The 18,468-nt window shown below is 41.9% G+C and carries 11 protein-coding genes; 9 read left to right on the forward strand and 2 right to left on the reverse strand.

What is annotated here, in order from left to right:
- The first annotated feature begins 145 nt into the window (after positions 1–145).
- The 3 genes from BUE31_RS09990 to BUE31_RS10000 are packed head-to-tail and all read left to right on the forward strand — an operon-like array spanning position 146 to position 3,434.
- Positions 146–724, forward strand: a complete 579-nt coding sequence (locus BUE31_RS09990; protein ID WP_073402902.1) for an RNA polymerase sigma-70 factor — start codon at positions 146–148, stop codon at positions 722–724.
- Entirely contained in the window at positions 721–1,695 is a 975-nt protein-coding gene (locus tag BUE31_RS09995; protein ID WP_073402904.1) for a FecR family protein, read from the forward strand. Before BUE31_RS09990 ends, BUE31_RS09995 begins: the two co-directional genes overlap by 4 nt.
- A 5-nt stretch (positions 1,696–1,700) precedes the next feature.
- Positions 1,701–3,434: an STN and carboxypeptidase regulatory-like domain-containing protein gene (locus tag BUE31_RS10000; protein WP_073402906.1), complete on the forward strand. Its 1,734-nt coding sequence runs from the start codon at positions 1,701–1,703 to the stop codon at positions 3,432–3,434.
- 390 nt (positions 3,435–3,824) lie between these two features.
- Here BUE31_RS10000 and rhaM read toward each other — a convergent pair whose 3' ends face one another.
- Together rhaM and BUE31_RS10010 are read right to left on the reverse strand one after the other, a co-directional pair.
- The gene (rhaM, locus tag BUE31_RS10005; RefSeq protein ID WP_073402908.1) at positions 3,825–4,139 is read right to left on the reverse strand and encodes an L-rhamnose mutarotase; all 315 of its coding nucleotides are present in this window, start codon (positions 4,137–4,139) and stop codon (positions 3,825–3,827) included.
- Between the two features lie 43 nt (positions 4,140–4,182).
- On the reverse strand, positions 4,183–7,218 hold the full coding sequence (locus BUE31_RS10010; RefSeq protein ID WP_073402910.1) for a glycosyl hydrolase: 3,036 nt from the start codon (positions 7,216–7,218) through the stop codon (positions 4,183–4,185).
- A gap of 169 nt (positions 7,219–7,387) precedes the next feature.
- Here BUE31_RS10010 and BUE31_RS10015 point away from each other — a divergent pair, with 169 nt between their 5' ends.
- The 6 genes from BUE31_RS10015 to BUE31_RS10040 all read left to right on the forward strand — a co-directional run bounded on the left by BUE31_RS10015 (position 7,388) and on the right by BUE31_RS10040 (position 18,446).
- On the forward strand, positions 7,388–7,966 hold the full coding sequence (locus BUE31_RS10015; RefSeq protein WP_073402912.1) for an RNA polymerase sigma-70 factor: 579 nt from the start codon (positions 7,388–7,390) through the stop codon (positions 7,964–7,966).
- 92 nt (positions 7,967–8,058) lie between these two features.
- Entirely contained in the window at positions 8,059–9,198 is a 1,140-nt protein-coding gene (locus BUE31_RS10020; RefSeq protein ID WP_073402914.1) for a FecR family protein, read from the forward strand.
- Positions 9,199–9,429: 231 nt separating this feature from the next.
- Positions 9,430–12,756 carry a SusC/RagA family TonB-linked outer membrane protein gene (locus tag BUE31_RS10025; RefSeq protein WP_159440655.1) on the forward strand — a complete coding sequence of 1,109 codons (3,327 nt, stop codon included), beginning with the start codon at positions 9,430–9,432 and terminating at the stop codon, positions 12,754–12,756.
- A 14-nt stretch (positions 12,757–12,770) separates the two neighbouring features.
- Positions 12,771–14,240 (forward strand): RagB/SusD family nutrient uptake outer membrane protein, encoded by a 1,470-nt coding sequence (locus tag BUE31_RS10030; protein WP_073402918.1) that lies wholly within the window; start codon positions 12,771–12,773, stop codon positions 14,238–14,240.
- A 201-nt stretch (positions 14,241–14,441) separates the two neighbouring features.
- A complete protein-coding gene (locus tag BUE31_RS10035) occupies positions 14,442–15,623 on the forward strand; it encodes a TlpA disulfide reductase family protein (protein WP_083619611.1) in 1,182 nt (393 codons plus the stop codon).
- Positions 15,624–15,647: 24 nt separating this feature from the next.
- Complete coding sequence (locus BUE31_RS10040) at positions 15,648–18,446, forward strand: M16 family metallopeptidase (protein WP_073402920.1); 2,799 nt, start codon at positions 15,648–15,650, stop codon at positions 18,444–18,446.
- Positions 18,447–18,468: the final 22 nt, after the last annotated feature.

Raw genomic sequence — 18,468 nt, forward strand, 5'->3', positions numbered from 1 at the left:
CATATTGTTTAAGAATTTAGAATAACCAACCAGGCGTCCTGGAGGGGCAATGCAAGCTGATAATCGCCCTTAAGGGCGCCTGGTTGAAAAAATTGGTGTTTAGCGTAAAGCCATTATCTTTGAAAGGTACAATCAACCTTTTAAAGTGGAAAACAGCGAAAGCACTGTTATTAATTTAATTAAGGAAGGAAATGGGCAGGCGTTTGAAAAAATATTCAGGGAGTATTTTAAAAGCCTGCACGCTTATGCTTATACGTTTATGAAAGATGATGAACAGGCGGAAGAGATTGTTCAAAATGTTTTTTGCCGCATTTGGGAGAAACGTGATCAGCTTAGTCCGGATGGTTCATTAAAAGCTTACCTGTACCGTTCTGTTCATAACGAAAGTTTGAATTATTTGAAACACCAAAAAACACGGGCAGTATTCCAGATGCATTATAGCAATAGTGAAGAACAAGGTGGTAATGAAGCTTCAGAAAAAATAATGATCGCCGAACTTGATGTACATATTCAAAAAGCGCTGAGTGAGCTTCCGCTGCAATGCCGTACCATCTTTCAACTTAGCAGGTTCGAGAATTTAAAATACAAGCAAATAGCCGCGCAGCTTAACCTGTCGGTAAAAACGGTTGAAAACCAAATGGGCAAGGCGTTAAAAGTATTGCGCTTAAAGCTGGCAGAATTTTTACCCATTGTTTTATATATGATAATACGGTTATATAAATGAGTGCAGATAAAGAACATATAACTGATGATGCGCTGGTAAAATACCTATTGGGGGAAACCAATGCAGCAGAAAACCGCGAAACGGAGCAATGGATAAATGAAAATGACGCCAACCGGAAATACTATGCCGATTTTAAACTGATCTGGCAGGAAAGCGAACGCATTGCTGCAAACAGCAACCCTGATGAAGACGGGGCGTGGCTGCGTCTGCAAAATCGGATCAGCATAAACAATGATCAGCAAATTCAGCCAATAAAGTCCGCATCAAAATTTACCTGGTTAAAAATTGCAGCATCCATATTGCTGATAAGCGTTATCGGCTATTTTGCATTCGATCAATTTTTCGGCACAGAGCTTATTAGCAATAGCAGCACGGTAGCGCTAACAAAAGGGTTACCGGATGGCTCTTCGGTTACGCTAAACAGTAACTCACAGCTTAGCTATCCAAATCATTTTAGTGGTGGCCAAAGATTGGTGGAACTTAATGGCGAAGGCTTTTTCAAAATAACTCCCGATAAAACAAAACCTTTCATTATAAAAATAAATGCTGTAACGGTTACCGTTGTTGGAACGTCATTTAATGTAAAGAACGTTAAAGGCAAAACAGAAGTGACAGTTGAAACAGGCATAGTAAAGGTTAATTCGCATGGCAAACAGGTGCTATTGCACCCGGGCCAAAAAGTAATTGCTGATGAGGGGCTAAGTAACCTTACGGTGCAGGAAACCAGGGGCAGCTTATATAATTACTATATAACCAAAGCCCTTATTTGCGACCGTACGCCTTTGTACGAACTGGTTGACAAGCTTAACCAGGTTTACGGCAGTCACATACAAATTGCCGGCAAACAACTGCATAATTTGCCAATTACAACAACATTTAAGGGCCAAACTTTACAACAGGTATTAAATGTTATTGCCGAAACTTTCAAAATAAAAATTGAAAGCAAAGGGAACCTGATCCTTTTAAAATAGCCGTAATGCAGTCTAAACTTATTGTTCAGCTTAAGGGGTGGCTTTTTTTATTGCTAACCATTGCATTAGCACCATGCTATGCACAACCAGTTTTGAACCGTAATATTAGCATGAATGTAAACAGCCAGCGGCTTGGCAGTGTGTTACAGTTAATGGAAGAGCGAGGCAAATTCAACTTCTCTTACAACAGCAACCTGATCCCTAAAGATAGCCTGGTAAATATCCATGTAGCCAATCAAACTGTTAAGGAGGCGCTTGATCAGCTGCTGAAAAACCGGTTTGAATACCGCGAAGCAGAAAACTTTGTGATACTGCGTTATGCACCTTCACAACTGGCAATGGTTACCGATAAGTTTTTAAATGAAGATCAGTATTGCACTATTAGCGGGTATATAGCTAATGAGCGCAATGGCCAAAAACTGGAGAATGCCAGTGTGTATTGCAGGCGCACATTAGAATCGGCACTTACTGATGCCGGGGGACATTTTGAGATCAGGGTTAAAAACGAAAATCAGCCAGTAACCATAACTGTAAGTAAGGAGAATTATAAAGATACATCCATCACCTTTTTATCAGATATAAAAGTAATTGACAATAAAGCCGGGAACGATAAGAATTTTAGTTACCTGCCCGGCGATCCTTCCCGGCTTGAAAAATCGGGTGTGGGCCGCTTTCTTGTTTCATCCAAACAAAAAATACAATCGCTAAATCTTGGCGGCCTCATCACCCAGGCGCCTTTCCAGGCCTCGCTTGTACCGGGGCTGGGTACACACGGATCATTAAGCGGGCAGGTAGTTAACGCCGTTTCACTTAACCTTATAGGTGGCTATAACGCAGGTGTTGACGGTACTGAGATAGGCATATTTAACCTTGATAAAGGCGATGTCAGATCCTTTCAGTTAGGCGTTTTGTTCAATACGGTTGGCGGCACCGTAGAAGGCATTCAGATAGCCGGCGCTTTTAACCAGGTGCTAACCAATGTACGTGCCTTTCAACTGGCAGGGGGATTTAACACTGTACAAGGTAATGTTAAAGGCATTCAATTGGCATTAGGATTTAATGAAGCAAATAAATTAGATGGCGTACAAGTTGCGGCTCTTAATATTGCAGGTGGCAATGCATCAGGCATCCAGTTTGGCGAAATGAATATCGCACAAAAAAAATTCAGCGGGGTTCAACTCGGCGGTTTATTTAATTACGCGCAAAACTTAAGAGGGTTACAGATAGGCCTCGTCAACGCGTCTGATACCTCATCGGGTATAAGTATTGGCCTTATTAACCTTGTGCAGCATGGCTATCACAAACTAGTGCTAACCAGTAACGAAACAACCAATGCTACCCTGCTATACAAAACAGGTACGCCGTGGTTATATAACATTTTGCTTGCGGGCGCAAACCTTTCTACAAAGAACAAACTGTATGCTTATGGTTTAGGCTATGGAAACGAGATCTCCGTCTTTAAATTCCTCGCCTTTAATACTGAAGCTACCGCAAGATATTTATACCAGGGTAACGGCAGGTACCTGAACCTGCTTTACAGGTTGGATGGAACATTAAATATTAAACTCAGCCGGTCGTTCAGCATTATGGCAGGCCCGTCCTTAAACCTTTACTACACCGATCAAAAGAACCCGGTTAACGGATATCAATTTGTTGCCAACCTGCCCAATCATCACCTAACCAATAACCCGCATTATAGCCGATGGATCGGGTGGACAGTAGGGGTCAGTATATTTTAGTAATTACCTGTATTGTTTCAGTGCAGCCAGCGCAATCTCAGCCATATCTTCCAGCGATTTTTTGGGCATTTTTGTTTGATTTTTTATTTTGTTACTGGGTGACAAATAGAAAAATACAAAAGCTTGATTTATTATTTAGAGTTGATTTGTAGAGACGCGATGCATCGCGTCTAAAACCATTAAGGTAGCCATCATGATTAGAATTATTTGCCTGGTTTGTGAAACGTGTTGGCAACCTTTCCGCAGTTAGACGCGATGCATCGCGTCTAAAACCATTAAGGTAGCCATCATGATTAGAATTATTTGCCTGGTTTGTGAAACGTGCTGGCAACCTTTCCGCAGTTAGACGCGATGCATCGCGTCTCTACAAGTACGTATATTTATAATTCCCTATTCTAAATGAAAAACCTTTTCAAGATTTACAACCACCGGCGAATTATCCGGGTTTACATCCATAATATCGGCCATATGATCCCACCATTTTTTCATAATAGCTTCACTACCCAAATTTTGTGATAAGCCTTCGCTGCTTAGTTTTTGTACCGCAAATAAAATATCGGTTTCTTCGTCAAAAAAAATGCTGTAATCACTTACGCCATTTTCTTTTAGCAGTTTTGCTAACTCAGGCCAGATCTCATCATGCCGCTTTTTGTATTCGTCCTTAAAGCCCGGCTTAAGTTTCATTTTAAAAGCTATCTTTTCCATTGTATTGTTTAGGTTGACGAATTTTTTTCGTTATTCATATTGGTTAACGTCCGCTAAGCTGAATGGTTACCGGCCCAACCAATCCCGACTTTAACAGCGGCGATTTTTCATCATAAAAATTGTGCGTTGCGAAGGTCAGCCGTTTGCTGTTTCGGGGTTGCCCGTTAAGCAGCCATTCAGGCCAGCGTTCGTCCTTCACGCCGTCATCCGGGAATTTTGAATCGCCAATCAGCCTGTTTGGCCAAAGGTTTACCACTTCAATTTCCAGCTTATTCCCTTTGTTTAATACGGCTGTGGTAATGTCTACCCGCCACGGTGCGGTCCACACCACACCCAGATCTTTCCCATTAAGCTTTATGCGGGCAAGGTTATTTATTTCGCCAAGATCAAGGTAGATGCGGCCGGTTTTACTTTGATTGAAAGGAGCAGGCTGATCAAAAACTTTTTTGTATACCGCAGTTCCCGAATAATATTTTATCCCGTCTTCGGGCCTGGTGGTCCAATCCTGTAATTTATTAAAGATGACATTTGCCGGGCCTCCCCATTTAGGATCAAAGGAAACTTCCCAGAGGCCATTTAATGTACCGATCACTTTATATGAAGTAAAGTTTTTGTTGATTGATGATCTGGCGATGTTTCCCTTTGCAAAAACAACAAAAAAACTTTGGTAAGCATCAAACTGCATAGGGATAGTTGTTTGCGAACCATTTACTTTATACTCCGGCAAAGCCCTGATCTCATCTGTTATAGGGTCCCAAAGCTGGGGGGCGCCTTTAACGCTTCTGAATATAGTTTGAGCTTTAATTTGTTCCCCGGTACGGTTAGCTACAAAATACAGATCCCAATCGGCGGATGCGCGGTGAGTATATCTTATTTGCCCATCGGTTTCAAAATCAGGTTTAACATTCATTGATTTTAATAATTCAGCCGTAAGCTCATATTCCGGGTAAAGGTTATCTATCTTTTTGTCAAACTCCCCGCCCCAAATTACTTTGCCTTTTCCGTAGGCATGTACTGTTTGTTTTTGGGGTTGCTGACCTTTGCTCCAAATTATGTTGGCCAGTTCATTGATCTTTTCATCACATGCCGGGTAACCGGATAGGCCCGGAGATTTTACAGGTGGTGCGCCTACCACAACTGCACCTGCTTTTATCAACTCGCCAATCTTTTCCAGCAATGCAGGCGTCATAGTTTTCACATCGGGCAATACCATTATCCTGTAGCTTGCTCCACCCGGGAAAATTATCCTGCCATTTTTTACGCTTGCTTTATAAAGCTGACCCGGTGCACAACCGTCAAAATTATATCCCTTTCTATCCGGGATAACCACATCCCCTTCTATGGCCGAAAATGGCGGTCTGAATACATGCGGCGAACCTTCGGGAGTTAAATACAAAACATCGGCAACAGTATTGCCTTGTTGCAAAAGATAAGAACAACGGGAAACATATTGATGATATGTGCCAACCATGGGCCACCAGGTTTGGTTCCTATCCCAATGCACACCATAAGGGCCCATTGTCATGCCCGGCCGCAGTGAATCTGCCAGTACCTGGTTTTGAAACGTGTGGAACACAAAACGGTTTATACCGTTGGCAAAGGCCCAGTCACCCTGGTTTTTCATTGCCCCGGGGTATTGTTTCCACCCTTCATTATCCTGTGCGGTAAAAGCCTCGGCCGGCACTAATGATTTTCCGTTTACATGCGCTATTGATGTTGCCTCAAAACAACTGAATGACGAGTTAAAGCCATATCCTTTGCTCCAAAACTCAGCCATTGGCACATCAGCAATGTTACCCAATTCCAAATCGGCAGTCGGGTTCATATCATAAGGCTCAATAGAAAGGCCGAGATTATTTTTATGCCCGTATTTTTTTACCGCAGCCGCATGGTATTCCAGCACCAGTTCCTGCGATGTTTGGCGCAGGTCCCACAAAAAGCGCTCGCTTATTTCAAGGCTTTCAATAATATTACCGGCATAAACAGGGTAAAACGGCAAGGGATCATACCCCCTACGCTTTATAAATTCAGTCCTGAAATGCGTCGTCCAATTTTGCGAGCCCATTTCCCAGCTATCCATGTGCAGGCGTTTCAAACCACCTGCCAGCTTAGCATTTGGTTTACCTGTTTTTCTTAAAAGCTTACCCACATAGTTATCCAGGTGAGCATTCAGGGCAATAGTATCAAATTTATCGCTTTCAAAACCCAGGCCAGGCACCGGGGCCGGGCGTGTTATAGCGCCGTTATTACGGCTGCCAAATCTTACAATCGTCCAGTTGCCGGGCGGCACTATCCAGTTCAACGTTCCATCACGCTGCAGTTTACCGGTAAGGTCAATTATTTTATTTGGGGGGATGATAGCCTCCAGTGGTAATTGATCATATGCCGGCAGCGAAGGCAGAAACTGCTTCACTCCTTTTACCGATGAATAGGGAGCCCGGTAATACAGCGCTTTTTCATTTATATCATCTATTTTTTTGCTGACAGAAGGTGTTGGATAGGCCAACACGGCTACATCTTCATAAAAATCATCCCATTGCTTTTTTAGTTCGGGCGTAAATGCGCCTTCGCCAAAATAGGGTTTCATTGGTGCAGGCTTAGGAAGAGTTATTTTTCCTTTATCACCACCGGTTACATTTACGGTACTTGATACCAAATGCTGCATAGATTGGCTTGCAGGCACCCATGGACCGCCGCTGCCTGTCCAACCGGGGCCTATGCCTAAAGTTATTTCAATACCAAGGCGTTCTGCTTCCTTTACGGCATGTTTAAACAGTTCCTGCCATTCATCACTCAAAAAATCAACCTTACCACGCGGGATGCCCACATTTACTTCCAGGAAGATCAGGTTGCCGATCCCAGCCTTTTTCATGGCTTCCAGGTCTTTTGTGATAGACCGGGCAGTCATGTTGCCATCCATAAAGTACCAGTAAACGCCCGGCTTTGCGCTCGCCGGCGGATTGATGAACCCTTTCCTTAGGTTGCTTAGCTGGGCATTTGCCGATTGCGGGCAATACATCCAAACAATCATTAAAAAGGAAGCAACAAAAAGGCGGGGAAATATTTTCTGGTTTTGCATAGTTATAAAACGGAATCTACAAATCTATTTTAACACCATCTTACTTATATGGCAATTTAGCTTTTTTAACTTCAAATATTATCCTCAATTTCACCCAACACAGGCAACGCATTCATGTTAAACGCATCTGTGTTAAATTATCTCTATATTCGTGTTAGTTTAAATGCAGATGAATGCCCACAATTCATTTACTGACCTGGAATTAACCGACTTATTAAAGTCGGGAAGCCAGTCTGCATTTACTGAAATTTACGATCGCTATAGTGGGTTATTATACATTTTTGCTTGTAAAACCGTAAAGGATGAAGACCTGGCAGAGGACCTTGTACAGGAAATTTTTATTTATTTGTGGGATAAAAGACAAACAATTTCTTTCAAATCATCATTATCATCCTACCTGTACACCGCACTACGATATCGATTTTTCGACCTGGTTGATAAACAAAAGGTAAGGTCGGATTATGTACAGGCCTTTCAATTATTTATAGATAAGGGAGAATACCAAACCGATAACTATATAATTGAAAAAGAACTTACCGCCATTATTGATAAGGAGATAAATAACCTGCCTGCAAAAATGCGGGAGATATTTTTATTGAGCCGTAAAGAAAACCTTGACAATAAGGAAATTGCTGAGCGCCTTGACATCTCCGAAAAAACGGTTAAAAACCAGTTAAGCATGGCATTAAAAACCCTTAGGGTTAAATTGGGCTTGCTTACATTTATCTTCCTTTTACTTAATCATTAACAAATCAACATTTTTTTACTTTTTAACCGGGACTATTTACCGGGTTAACCTACATGTAGCAGACCGGGCAGGTTAAGGCACGGTAGCTACAGATGAAAAAACGCGATGCAAAAGATTTGATCAGTAAATATCTTAGGGATGATATAAGTCCTGAAGAGCGGGTATTGGTTGAACAATGGTTTATTAAAGATTTAAAAGACAGCCACAATTTGCCAACGCATGACAGAATTGAAGCGGCAGATAAACGGGTAAGGGAAAATTTGTTAAAACATATAGGCGAGCAAAAATCAATTATAAAGCCTATAAATATATGGCCGCGTTTTTTGGCTGCTGCATCTATATTATTGTTTGTAGCTATTGGCGGCTATTATATTTTACACAAGTCGCAGGTGAAACTCCAAATGGCAGCTAACAATATTCATGATATTGCCCCCGGCGGCAATAAGGCTATCCTAACCCTGGCAAACGGCAAACAAATTGTATTAACGGGCGCTAAAAATGGCCGGCTGGCAATGCAGGGAAATATAGCCGTCACCAAAAGTGCTGATGGCGAATTAGTATATGATAGCCAGCCAGCAAATGTTACGGGGGAAATTACTTATAATACCATGGCCACCCCACGTGGCGGCCAATACCATTTAAAACTGGCCGATGGCACCAATGTATGGCTTAATGCTGCCTCGTCAATAAAATATCCGACCACATTTGCAGGCAAAAGCCGGGAGGTTGAAATTACCGGTGAAGCTTATTTTGAGGTGGTACATAATGCGGCAATGCCTTTCAGAGTAATTAGTAACGGGCAAAAGGTTGAAGTACTGGGCACGCATTTTAATGTGAATACCTACATCGATGAACCCGCAATAAAAACCACTTTAATTGAAGGCAGTGTAAAGGTTACCACCGCTAAGCATATCACCATGCTAAAACCCGGGCAGCAAGCTGTCATCAACAGCGAAGATAATACCCCTATAAAAATAATAGACAACGCGGATGCCGAGCAGGTGCTGGCCTGGAAAAATGAGGAATTTAATTTTAGTGATACCGATATCCAGACTGTTATGCGCCAGATAGGGCGCTGGTATGATGTGGATATTGAATATGCCGGTAAAATACCCGGCGACCGGCTTTCGGGAACTTTTTCGAGGAATCTTACAGCTTCAAAAGCTTTAAAATTATTAAAATTCAGTGGTATTAACTTTAAAATAGAAGGGAGAAAAATTATCGTAAACTAAACTTTTACTCCCTCTCAATTACCCGGCTGCAAGGTTGCCGGGTTAACGGTGATCCATAAAAAAACCGGAAAGTGGTTGCAACACAGTCCGGCAAGCAGTATGGGTAAACCGAATCAAACTAATTAAGCTAACAAGTTTTTCACTAACCCAAAACCATACAAAAGTATGCAAAATTCTACTTTTTGTCTGCCTCGCTATAAATATAAGGGGCTTAAAAAATTACTCCTGGTTATGAAGCTAACCACTTTAATAATTTTAATAGGTTTTATGTATGTAAGCGCTGCTACCTACGGGCAACGCGTAAATATTAATGCGCACGATATTACCATTGATAAATTATTTAAAGAACTAAAAAAACAAACCGGCTATTCATTTCTATATAAATCAGGAATACTTAAAGACCTGCAAACAATAAATGTGGATATTACCGATGCCACCATAACCGAGGTGCTCGATAAATTCCTAAAAGACAGGCCGCTTGATTATTTAATTGTTGATAAAAGCATTGTGATACGCCGCAAAGCAAATGCACCGGTAAAAGAAAATGGCCCCATGCTATTTGTAGGCAGGGTACTTAATGAAGATAAAAAGCCATTGCCCGGCGTTACCATAAAAGTAAAAGGCGCACAGGTTGGGCAAACCTATACTAACGAAAAAGGAGAGTTTTCCATCCTTGTAATCAACGACGATGATATTTTACAGTTTTCGTACGTTGGTTATGAAAGCCTGGAGCTGAAAGTTAAGGGGCTAAAAAATCCTTTATCCATTACATTAAAAGCAGCCACAAATACACTTGACCAGGTACAGGTACTTGCTTATGGCAGTACCACCAGGCGTTTAAGTACAGGCAGCATTGTACAAATAAGTTCGCAGGAAATTGAAAAAAATCCGGTTCCCAACGTGTTACAAGCTTTGCAAGGCCATGTTCCGGGGGTGTTTATACAGCAAAACACCGGCTTGCCTGGTGGTTCATTTGGCGTTGCCGTGCGCGCAGGTAGTAGCATTAGTGGCGGCACCGTAGCGCAACCTGCCCCTTTATATATAGTGGATGGTGTTGCTTACCCGGCTGGTCAAAACCTCCCGCTTATATTCCAGGGCAGTGTAAATGGTGCAAATCTTGGCCCGTTAAGAGGCGGTAACGCATTAAATTATTTAAACAGTAATGAAATTGAAAGCGTTACGGTTTTAAAAGATGCGGATGCTACTTCCATATATGGCTCACGTGGCGCTTATGGTGTAATATTAATAAAAACCAAAAAAGGCATTGCAGGCCCACCGCAGGTTAATTTAAATGTGTATAGCGGTGTTACACTCAGGGGTACCTCTCCGGATCTGCTTAACACAGACCAATATTTAATGATTCGCCGCGAGGCTTTTAAAAATGACAATGCAACTCCCGGAGTAAATGATCTTGATTTGAATGGCACCTGGCCAACAAACCGTTATACCAACCTGGTTAATGAACTAACCGGAGGTTCAGCGGCAACTACAAATGCCAACCTATCTTATTCAGGTGGCAGCAATAATACCAACTACCGGATAAGCGGCGATTTTAGCTCACAAAACTCCATTCAAAAGCATGGTGGCGATGTGAAAAATGGTGGTCTTACTATTGACCTTAACAGTACATCAAATAATAAGAAATTTAATATTGATGTTAAAACCACATTTTCATCAGATGTTAATACACTTATCCCGTTCGATTTTAATAATGGTACAGGGCCATTGTCATACGGCGGTTCAGGCCTTTTTACAGCGCCAAATGCCCCATCGTTATTTTTGCCCGACGGAAGTTTGAACTGGGAAACAGGCAGCAACCCTGCATCGGCAATTTATTCGCTTTCAAAAATTGTAACTAATAACCTGCTAAGCACTGTTGCGTTGAGCTATAAACCTGTTAAGGGATTATCTATTAATGCTACAGGTGGTTACAACCTGCTTACCGGCAAGGAGTTTAATGCAAGCCCGTCAACTGTTTTTTCTCCGGACCTGGGTAACCTTGCTCCGTATACTTATAGTATCATCAATAATTACTCAACCCGTACCTGGGATTTTGATGCCAACGCCGATTACCAAACCCACCTGGGCAGTAAGGGTGAACTTGATGTAAGAGTAGGTGGAACAACGCAGGATGTACTAAGCTATTCATCAATTATCAGGGGATCAAATTACGCTTCCGACGCATTAATTTATGATCCGGCCGCAGGTGGTAACCCTGTACTGGCATCGTATTCACAAACGCCAATACGGTATATAGGTTTTTTCGGGCATCTAAATTACATATGGGACCAAAAGTATATCCTGAACTTGAATACCAGGTATGACGGGTCAACCAAATTTGGACCGGGTAAGCGCTTCGGTACATTTGGATCAATTGGTGCAGGCTGGATCTTTTCGCAGGAATCTTTATTTAAAAATCTGAAATTCCTTGATTTTGGTAAAATAAGAGCAAGCTACGGTACCGTTGGTGGTGATAACATAGGTAATTACAATTTTCTGTCATATTACTCAAACACAACGGCATATCAGGGCAATAGCGCCGTTACCCCTACCACTTTATCAAACCCGGAACTGCATTGGGAATTAAAAAAGGAGCTTGGCATTGGCCTGGATCTGAATTTTTTACATGACAGGATAACTTTTACCGGCGATTATTACAGAACCCGAACAACCAACCAGCTTATTGGGCAGGCACTGCCAACAATTACGGGTTTCTCTGTTTATACAATAAACTCGCCGGCATTAATTCAAACTACTGGTTTTGAACTTTCATTAACTACAGTAAATGTTAAATCGAAAAACTTTACCTGGTCTACTAATTTTAATATCAGCATTCCGCATAGCAAGCTTATTTCATACCCTGGCTTAAACCTGCTTGCGTTAAATTCAAATTATATTATTGGCAAACCGGTTACAGGTGTTAAACTTTACAATTATGCGGGAGTAAACCCACAAACAGGCAATTATAATTTCACAAACAGGAATGGCGTAACTGCCGAATACTGGCCTATATTTAGCCCTGCAAAATTAGACCAGATACTGGATAAAACTGCTTTTGTTGACCTTGCTCCGAAATATTATGGTGGCTTTGGGAACACTTTCCAATATAAAAACTTCAGCCTTGATGTTTTCTTTGACTTCAAGAGCCGCATGGGTCAAAACTTCCGTGGGTCGCAAAGCTTTTTGCCAGGTTACTTTAATATAAATACGGGTGTAGAGGCCTTAAACCGCTGGCAAAAACCGGGCGACATTACCAATGTACCAAAGGTGAGCCAAAATGGGCTGGTAAATTTATTTGAGCAAGGTACGTTTGATCAAAGCTCAGGCGCCTATACCAAAGTAACCTATGCGCGTTTAAACAACTTAAACTTTACATATAGGTTTCCATCCCTCGTTGCAAAAAAACTTGGACTCAATAACCTCAGTGTTTTTTTACGCGGACAAAACCTGCTTACAATTTCAAACATAAAGTATAAGGGTCTTGATCCTGAAAACCTGACAATTGGTGCTACACCGCCGTTGCGCGTTTTTACTGCCGGACTTAATGTTACACTGTAAAAATTTAAGACATCATGAAATTATTCAACTATAAAATAGCAACAGGCATTAAATGGACAACCTTTGTATGCCTGCTTACATTAATATTTTCAACCGGTTGCCGTAAGTATTTAGACATCCCCCTGCCGGTTGATAAGGTTGCAGGCGCCAGCGCCTTTGTAAACGACAACTCAACATCAACAGTTGTTAACGGCAATTTTTCAAACCTGGTAAACGGCGTTTTAACCGGATCGCCGGTAATGGGCGAAAACAGTGTAGGTTACAGAACAGGGTTATATGCTGATGAGTTGCAAAGCATTTCTGCAAGTGACATTTTGGGTAAAGCTTATTTTGGCGATGCCTTAACCAGCTTAATTGGTAATGGCACGCAGTGGTCGGGCTTTTACAAGCAGATCTATAACTGTAACCTTACCATTGAGGGAATAAACAGCGCAAAAAACCTTAAGTTTAAAAACCAATGGCTGGGCGAAACCTTATTTACCAGGGCTTTTATATACTTTAACCTGGTAAACCTGTATGGTGATGTTCCATTAGCTTTAACATCAGATTTTAATAAAACACAGACGCTTGCACGTGCGCCTAAAAGCGATGTTTACCAGCAGATTGTAGCCGACCTGAAACAAGCACAGGGACTTTTAACCAATGATTATTCTGATGGTTTAGGCGCCGTTACCGACAGCAGAGGCAGGCCCAACCTACAGGCAGTTAATGCATTGCTGGCACGTGTTTATTTATATAATAATGATTATGTAAATGCAGCTAAAGAGTCGACCAAAGTAATAGTTGACAGTAGATATCAGCTGGTTGCCCCTTCAAAGGCATTTTTAGCTGCAAGCAGCGAAGCCATATGGTATTTGGTGCCGCCAACAGGAAGCTGGGTAGCTGAATTTAGTTTATATAACGGCAATATGCCTGCTTCATTAGCATCACCGGCATTGATTTTAACTTACGGCATCAAAAGCGCAATGATGCCTAACCTGGTAAATGCCTTTGAACCTGGAGATACCCGGTTTACCAATTGGGTACGGCCTACAACCGTAGCAGCTACGGGCACAACCCCCGCTACTGTTTATTATTTCCCCAATAAATATAAATCAAACACACCGGGAACCGAAAATGTGGTAGTGCTGCGACTGGCGGAGCAATACCTTATAAGGGCAGAAGCTCTGGTACAACAGGGTGATCTTAATGGCGCAAAAGCCGATATTAATACAGTACGCACACGAGCCGGATTAGGTGGTGTAACCGCAACAACTAAAGATGCTATGCTTGCCGCCATTGCAAAGGAACGGGAAACAGAATTGTTTACTGAATTTGGTCACCGCTTTTTTGATTTGAAAAGAACCGGGACACTTGATGCAGCAATTACTGCAGTTTCAGCATTAAAAGGCTCAACCTGGAACCCGCAAAGAGCAGTATGGCCTATACCCCTTACTGATATTACAAACGACCCAAGTTTAACTCAAAACCCAGGATATAACTAAGATAAAGTTTCATTAACAGGTCGGCAGCATTTTTTGATGCTGCTGGCCTTAATTACCACAGAAACGGCATTATTAGCGAAAGCCATCTGTGCCGGTTTTCGCCAACCTTAAACTTTAAAAATTTCATCACTGCCAGGCCACATACTGCCCCGGCAGCTTGTGACAGCTATGTAATTATTAATTTATAAAAACCAACAACAAATGAAACTAATTAAAAAAATGAGCATGGTAATAAGCAGCGTGCTTATGCTATCAGCAAGTGCTTTTGCACAAAACAAACCAAACTTCACCATCCATGGCGATTTGAATAAACTGACAGCTCCACCAGCCAAAGTCTATCTTATTTATGCCCCATTTTTAAATCAGCCAACAGACAGCGCCACAGTTACCAGTGGTAAATATGAATTTAAAGGATATACAAAGGAAGCCATTGGCGCCGAAATTAGCCTTACAGCTAAAACTGATCCTGCAAACCCTAAAGACAAAGCCACAATTATTTTGGATAAAGGCGAATTAAATGTAGTAACAGGCCCAGCGTTTGATCAAATTACCGTAACAGGTTCAGGAGCAAAGGCACATACTGATTTTGCCGGCGCCATAAACAAAGGCCATTCGGAAATATTGGCGGTAAACAAAGAGATGGCCAGTGATAGCTTTAAAAATGATGCTGAATATAAAAAGGCGGTAACAGCACGTTTTTATCACGCCATATCATCCAGCCTTAATGATCTGATAGTATTTGCACGTGCTAATCCACAATCGCCGGTTAGCCCTTACCTGGCTTATGTATTAAGTTCTTCGGGCTTTGTAACACATGCCATGAGCGATACACTGGCTCAAAATGTCCCCAATTTAAGTGAGCCTACAAAATTACACCAGGCTATAAATGATGTAATAGCTAAACAGAAAGACCTGGATAATAAAGTGGCAGCCAATAACAAAGAGCTGGACAGCAAAGCCCCTATTGGCAGCAAGGCAATTGAATTTACCCAGCCGGATGCAAACGGTAAACCTGTTAGCCTGGCATCGTTTAAAGGCAAATATGTACTGGTTGATTTTTGGGCAAGCTGGTGCGCACCATGCCGTGCTGAAAATCCGAATGTTGTAAAAGCTTATGACACGTATAAAAGCAAGGGACTTTCCATAGTAGGCGTATCGCTTGATGGTAAAAACACCAAAGCAGCATGGCTTGCCGCCATTAAAAAAGACGGATTGACCTGGACACAGGTATCTGACCTTACCGGCTGGAACAACGAAGTTGCCAAGCTGTATGGCGTACAATCCATCCCGCAAAATTTCCTTATTGATCCTAATGGCAACATCATCGGTAAAAACCTGCGCGGGGATGAGTTGAATAAGAAACTGGCTTCATTATTTAACTGATAAAATCAGCTTATAAATATTTACATGAACACTAAACAACTTTTAGTTTCGGCTTTGGCTGTGTTGTTATATTGCAACGCCGGAGCTCAAACCATCCCGCTTGATAAAGCAGTGCGCACGGGTAAGCTGGCTAATGGATTTACGTATTATATCCGTAAAAACAATGAGCCGCAAAAACGGGTGCAATTATACCTGGTTAATAAGGTGGGTTCAGTTTTGGAAGATGACGACCAGCAGGGGCTGGCCCATTTTATGGAGCACATGAACTTTAACGGCACCAAACATTACCCCAAAAATGATTTGGTTGATTACCTGCAAAAAGCAGGGGTACGCTTCGGTGCCGATTTAAATGCTTACACCAGCTTTGACGAAACGGTTTATGAATTACCCCTGCCAACCGATGATGCCACAATGACCGCAAGCGGCCTGAACATTATGCGTGATTGGGCACAGGAAGCCCTGCTTGATTCAGTTGAGATAGAAAAAGAACGCGGTGTGGTGCTTGAAGAAGAACGCCTTGGCAAAGGGGCAAGCGACCGCATGGCCAGGAAGTTTTACCCGGTAATGCTTAACCACTCGCGCTATGCAGAACGTTTGCCAATAGGTATTGATAAGGTGCTGATTAATTTTAAACCGGCAATTATCAAACGTTTTTATCATGACTGGTATCGCCCTGATCTGCAGGCGTTGATTGTAGTGGGTGATGTAAATGTTGATGAAGTGGAGAAATTGATCCGCGAGCAATTCGCTGATCTTAAAAATCCGTCAAATGAAAGATCAAGAACAAAATACAGTGTTCCTTTAACAGGGCATGCTCAGTTTTTAACGGTAACCGATAAGGAAAAACCGTCAACAGAAATTGAAATCCTGTACAAACATAAAGCTCCTGTATTAAAAACAGAGGCGGACTACCTGGAATCAATTAAGCGCAGTTTGTTTAACCAACTGTTGGCCGCACGCCGTTATGCCGAAATAAGCCAGAAAGCCAAACCTGCATTTACTAATATGAATGCAAACATCCAGGGTATTTTAGGCGGGCTTGATGCTTTCACTTTTGATGTGACGCCAAAAAGCGGACAGCTGCAGCAGGCCGTTGAACAAAGCTGGCTGATAGTTGAAAAAGTAAAACGTTATGGCTTTACACGGGCCGAGCTTGACCGGGCAAAACAAAACTACCTGCGATCATTAGAGAACGGGTTGAAAGAAAAAGACAAAACACCGTCTGACAGTTATGTAAAGGAATATCAGCGCCTGTTTTTACAGCAAGAGGCTTCACCGGGTATCGTTTGGGAAAATGATTTCGCAAAAAAACATATTGATCAAATTAAGCTAGCTGATGTGACAGCTTTGATGAATGATTACTTCAAGTCGGCAGATGTTGATATACTGGTATTGGCTCCTGAAAAAGATAAAAGCACGCTTCCTGATTCAGCCACCCTTTCATCATGGATAAACAATGTAAATAAAAGTGATATCAAGCCGTTTAAGGATGATGAGGTAAGCCAAACCTTGCTTGCCATAAAACCAAAACCGGGTAAGGTAATTGCAAAAAGCGCTGTACCACAAATAAATGTTACTGAGCTTACCTTAAGCAATGGTGTTAAAGTTATTTTAAAGCCCACCGATTTTAAAAACGACGAGATTCGTTTTACGGCGTTCAGTCCGGGAGGCACTTCATTGTATAACGATGCTGATTATGATAATGCGGCAAATGCGGCGGCACTTATGAGTCGTTTTGGCCTGGGTAATTTAAACCCGGTGCAGCTCTCAAAAGTATTAAATGGCAAGCAGCTTAATGTGGCAGCCAGTATAGCAGCCCGTTCCGAAAACATTAACGGCTTTACATCCATAGCCGACCTGGAAACAGCTTTGCAACTGGTTTATATGCAGTTTACCAAACCACGTAAGGACAGCACACTTTTCAACAACATTATTAATAATGCTAAAGAATCGCTTACTAACCGCTATGCTGATCCAAACAATGTATTTGCCGATACGGTGAATTATGTAATGGGGAATTATAGTTTCCGGTCATCCCCCACAAGTGCTGAAAGATTGGATAAAATTTCAATGCAAAAAGCTTACAACATTTATAAAGAGCGTTTTGCCGATGCAGCGGGCTTTACCTTTGTTTTTGTTGGTAATTTCAATATTGAAACCGTTACCCCATTGCTGGAGCAGTATCTCGGATCGTTACCCTCACTCCGTAAAAATGAAAAGCCGCGCGATCTGGGCATCCATATCCCCGCAGGCCTGCTTACCAAAAAGGTTTATAAAGGCGCTGAGAACAAAGCAATAGTGCGCCTGTTAATAAGCGGCGATTATCAATACAGCGCACAAAACAACCTGTTGCTAAAAGCCCTTGGTGATATTTTGCAGATAAAAGTACTGCAGCACCTGCGCGAAGAAGAAAGTGAAGTGTATAGCCCCAGCGTACAAACACTGTACAATAAATACCCAAAAAACAGGTATGCGTTTACGGTGTCATTTGGTTGTGCCCCTAAAAATGCCGATCACCTGATAGCTATGGTTAAAAAAGAAATGGAAACCCTTATAAGCAACGGTGCAGAAGCTGATGACATTCAGAAATTTAAAGCCGCTTATGAAAAAAATGTAGAGCTGGCTTTAAATGATAATGGCTTTTGGCTGAGTTACCTTTCCAGTCAGTATGAGAATGATGAAAACGTATTACAGGTGCTGGATGCAAAACCAAACCTTGCAAAGGTGACACCCGAAACATTGAAACAGGCAGCACAGGTATATTTAAGCGGTAATAATATCATCCGTTTTGAATTACTACCCGAAAACATGTCTACCAATTAATAACAATCATATAATTACACTC

It is taken from the genome of Mucilaginibacter sp. OK098, from assembly GCF_900142915.1.
Classification (GTDB): Bacteria; Bacteroidota; Bacteroidia; order Sphingobacteriales; family Sphingobacteriaceae; genus Mucilaginibacter.

What these genes read in the sequence shown, in the direction of transcription:
- BUE31_RS09995 (WP_073402904.1), top strand. Translation starts at nt 721, where the DNA reads ATGAGTGCAGATAAAGAACATATAACTGATGATGCGCTGGTAAAATAC.
- BUE31_RS10035 (WP_083619611.1), top strand. Translation starts at nt 14,442, where the DNA reads ATGAAACTAATTAAAAAAATGAGCATGGTAATAAGCAGCGTGCTTATG.
- BUE31_RS10000 (WP_073402906.1), top strand. Translation starts at nt 1,701, where the DNA reads ATGCAGTCTAAACTTATTGTTCAGCTTAAGGGGTGGCTTTTTTTATTG.
- BUE31_RS10030 (WP_073402918.1), top strand. Translation starts at nt 12,771, where the DNA reads ATGAAATTATTCAACTATAAAATAGCAACAGGCATTAAATGGACAACC.
- rhaM (WP_073402908.1), bottom strand. Translation starts at nt 4,139, where the DNA reads ATGGAAAAGATAGCTTTTAAAATGAAACTTAAGCCGGGCTTTAAGGAC.
- BUE31_RS10040 (WP_073402920.1), top strand. Translation starts at nt 15,648, where the DNA reads ATGAACACTAAACAACTTTTAGTTTCGGCTTTGGCTGTGTTGTTATAT.
- BUE31_RS10025 (WP_159440655.1), top strand. Translation starts at nt 9,430, where the DNA reads ATGAAGCTAACCACTTTAATAATTTTAATAGGTTTTATGTATGTAAGC.
- BUE31_RS10010 (WP_073402910.1), bottom strand. Translation starts at nt 7,218, where the DNA reads ATGCAAAACCAGAAAATATTTCCCCGCCTTTTTGTTGCTTCCTTTTTA.
- BUE31_RS10020 (WP_073402914.1), top strand. Translation starts at nt 8,059, where the DNA reads ATGAAAAAACGCGATGCAAAAGATTTGATCAGTAAATATCTTAGGGAT.
- BUE31_RS10015 (WP_073402912.1), top strand. Translation starts at nt 7,388, where the DNA reads ATGAATGCCCACAATTCATTTACTGACCTGGAATTAACCGACTTATTA.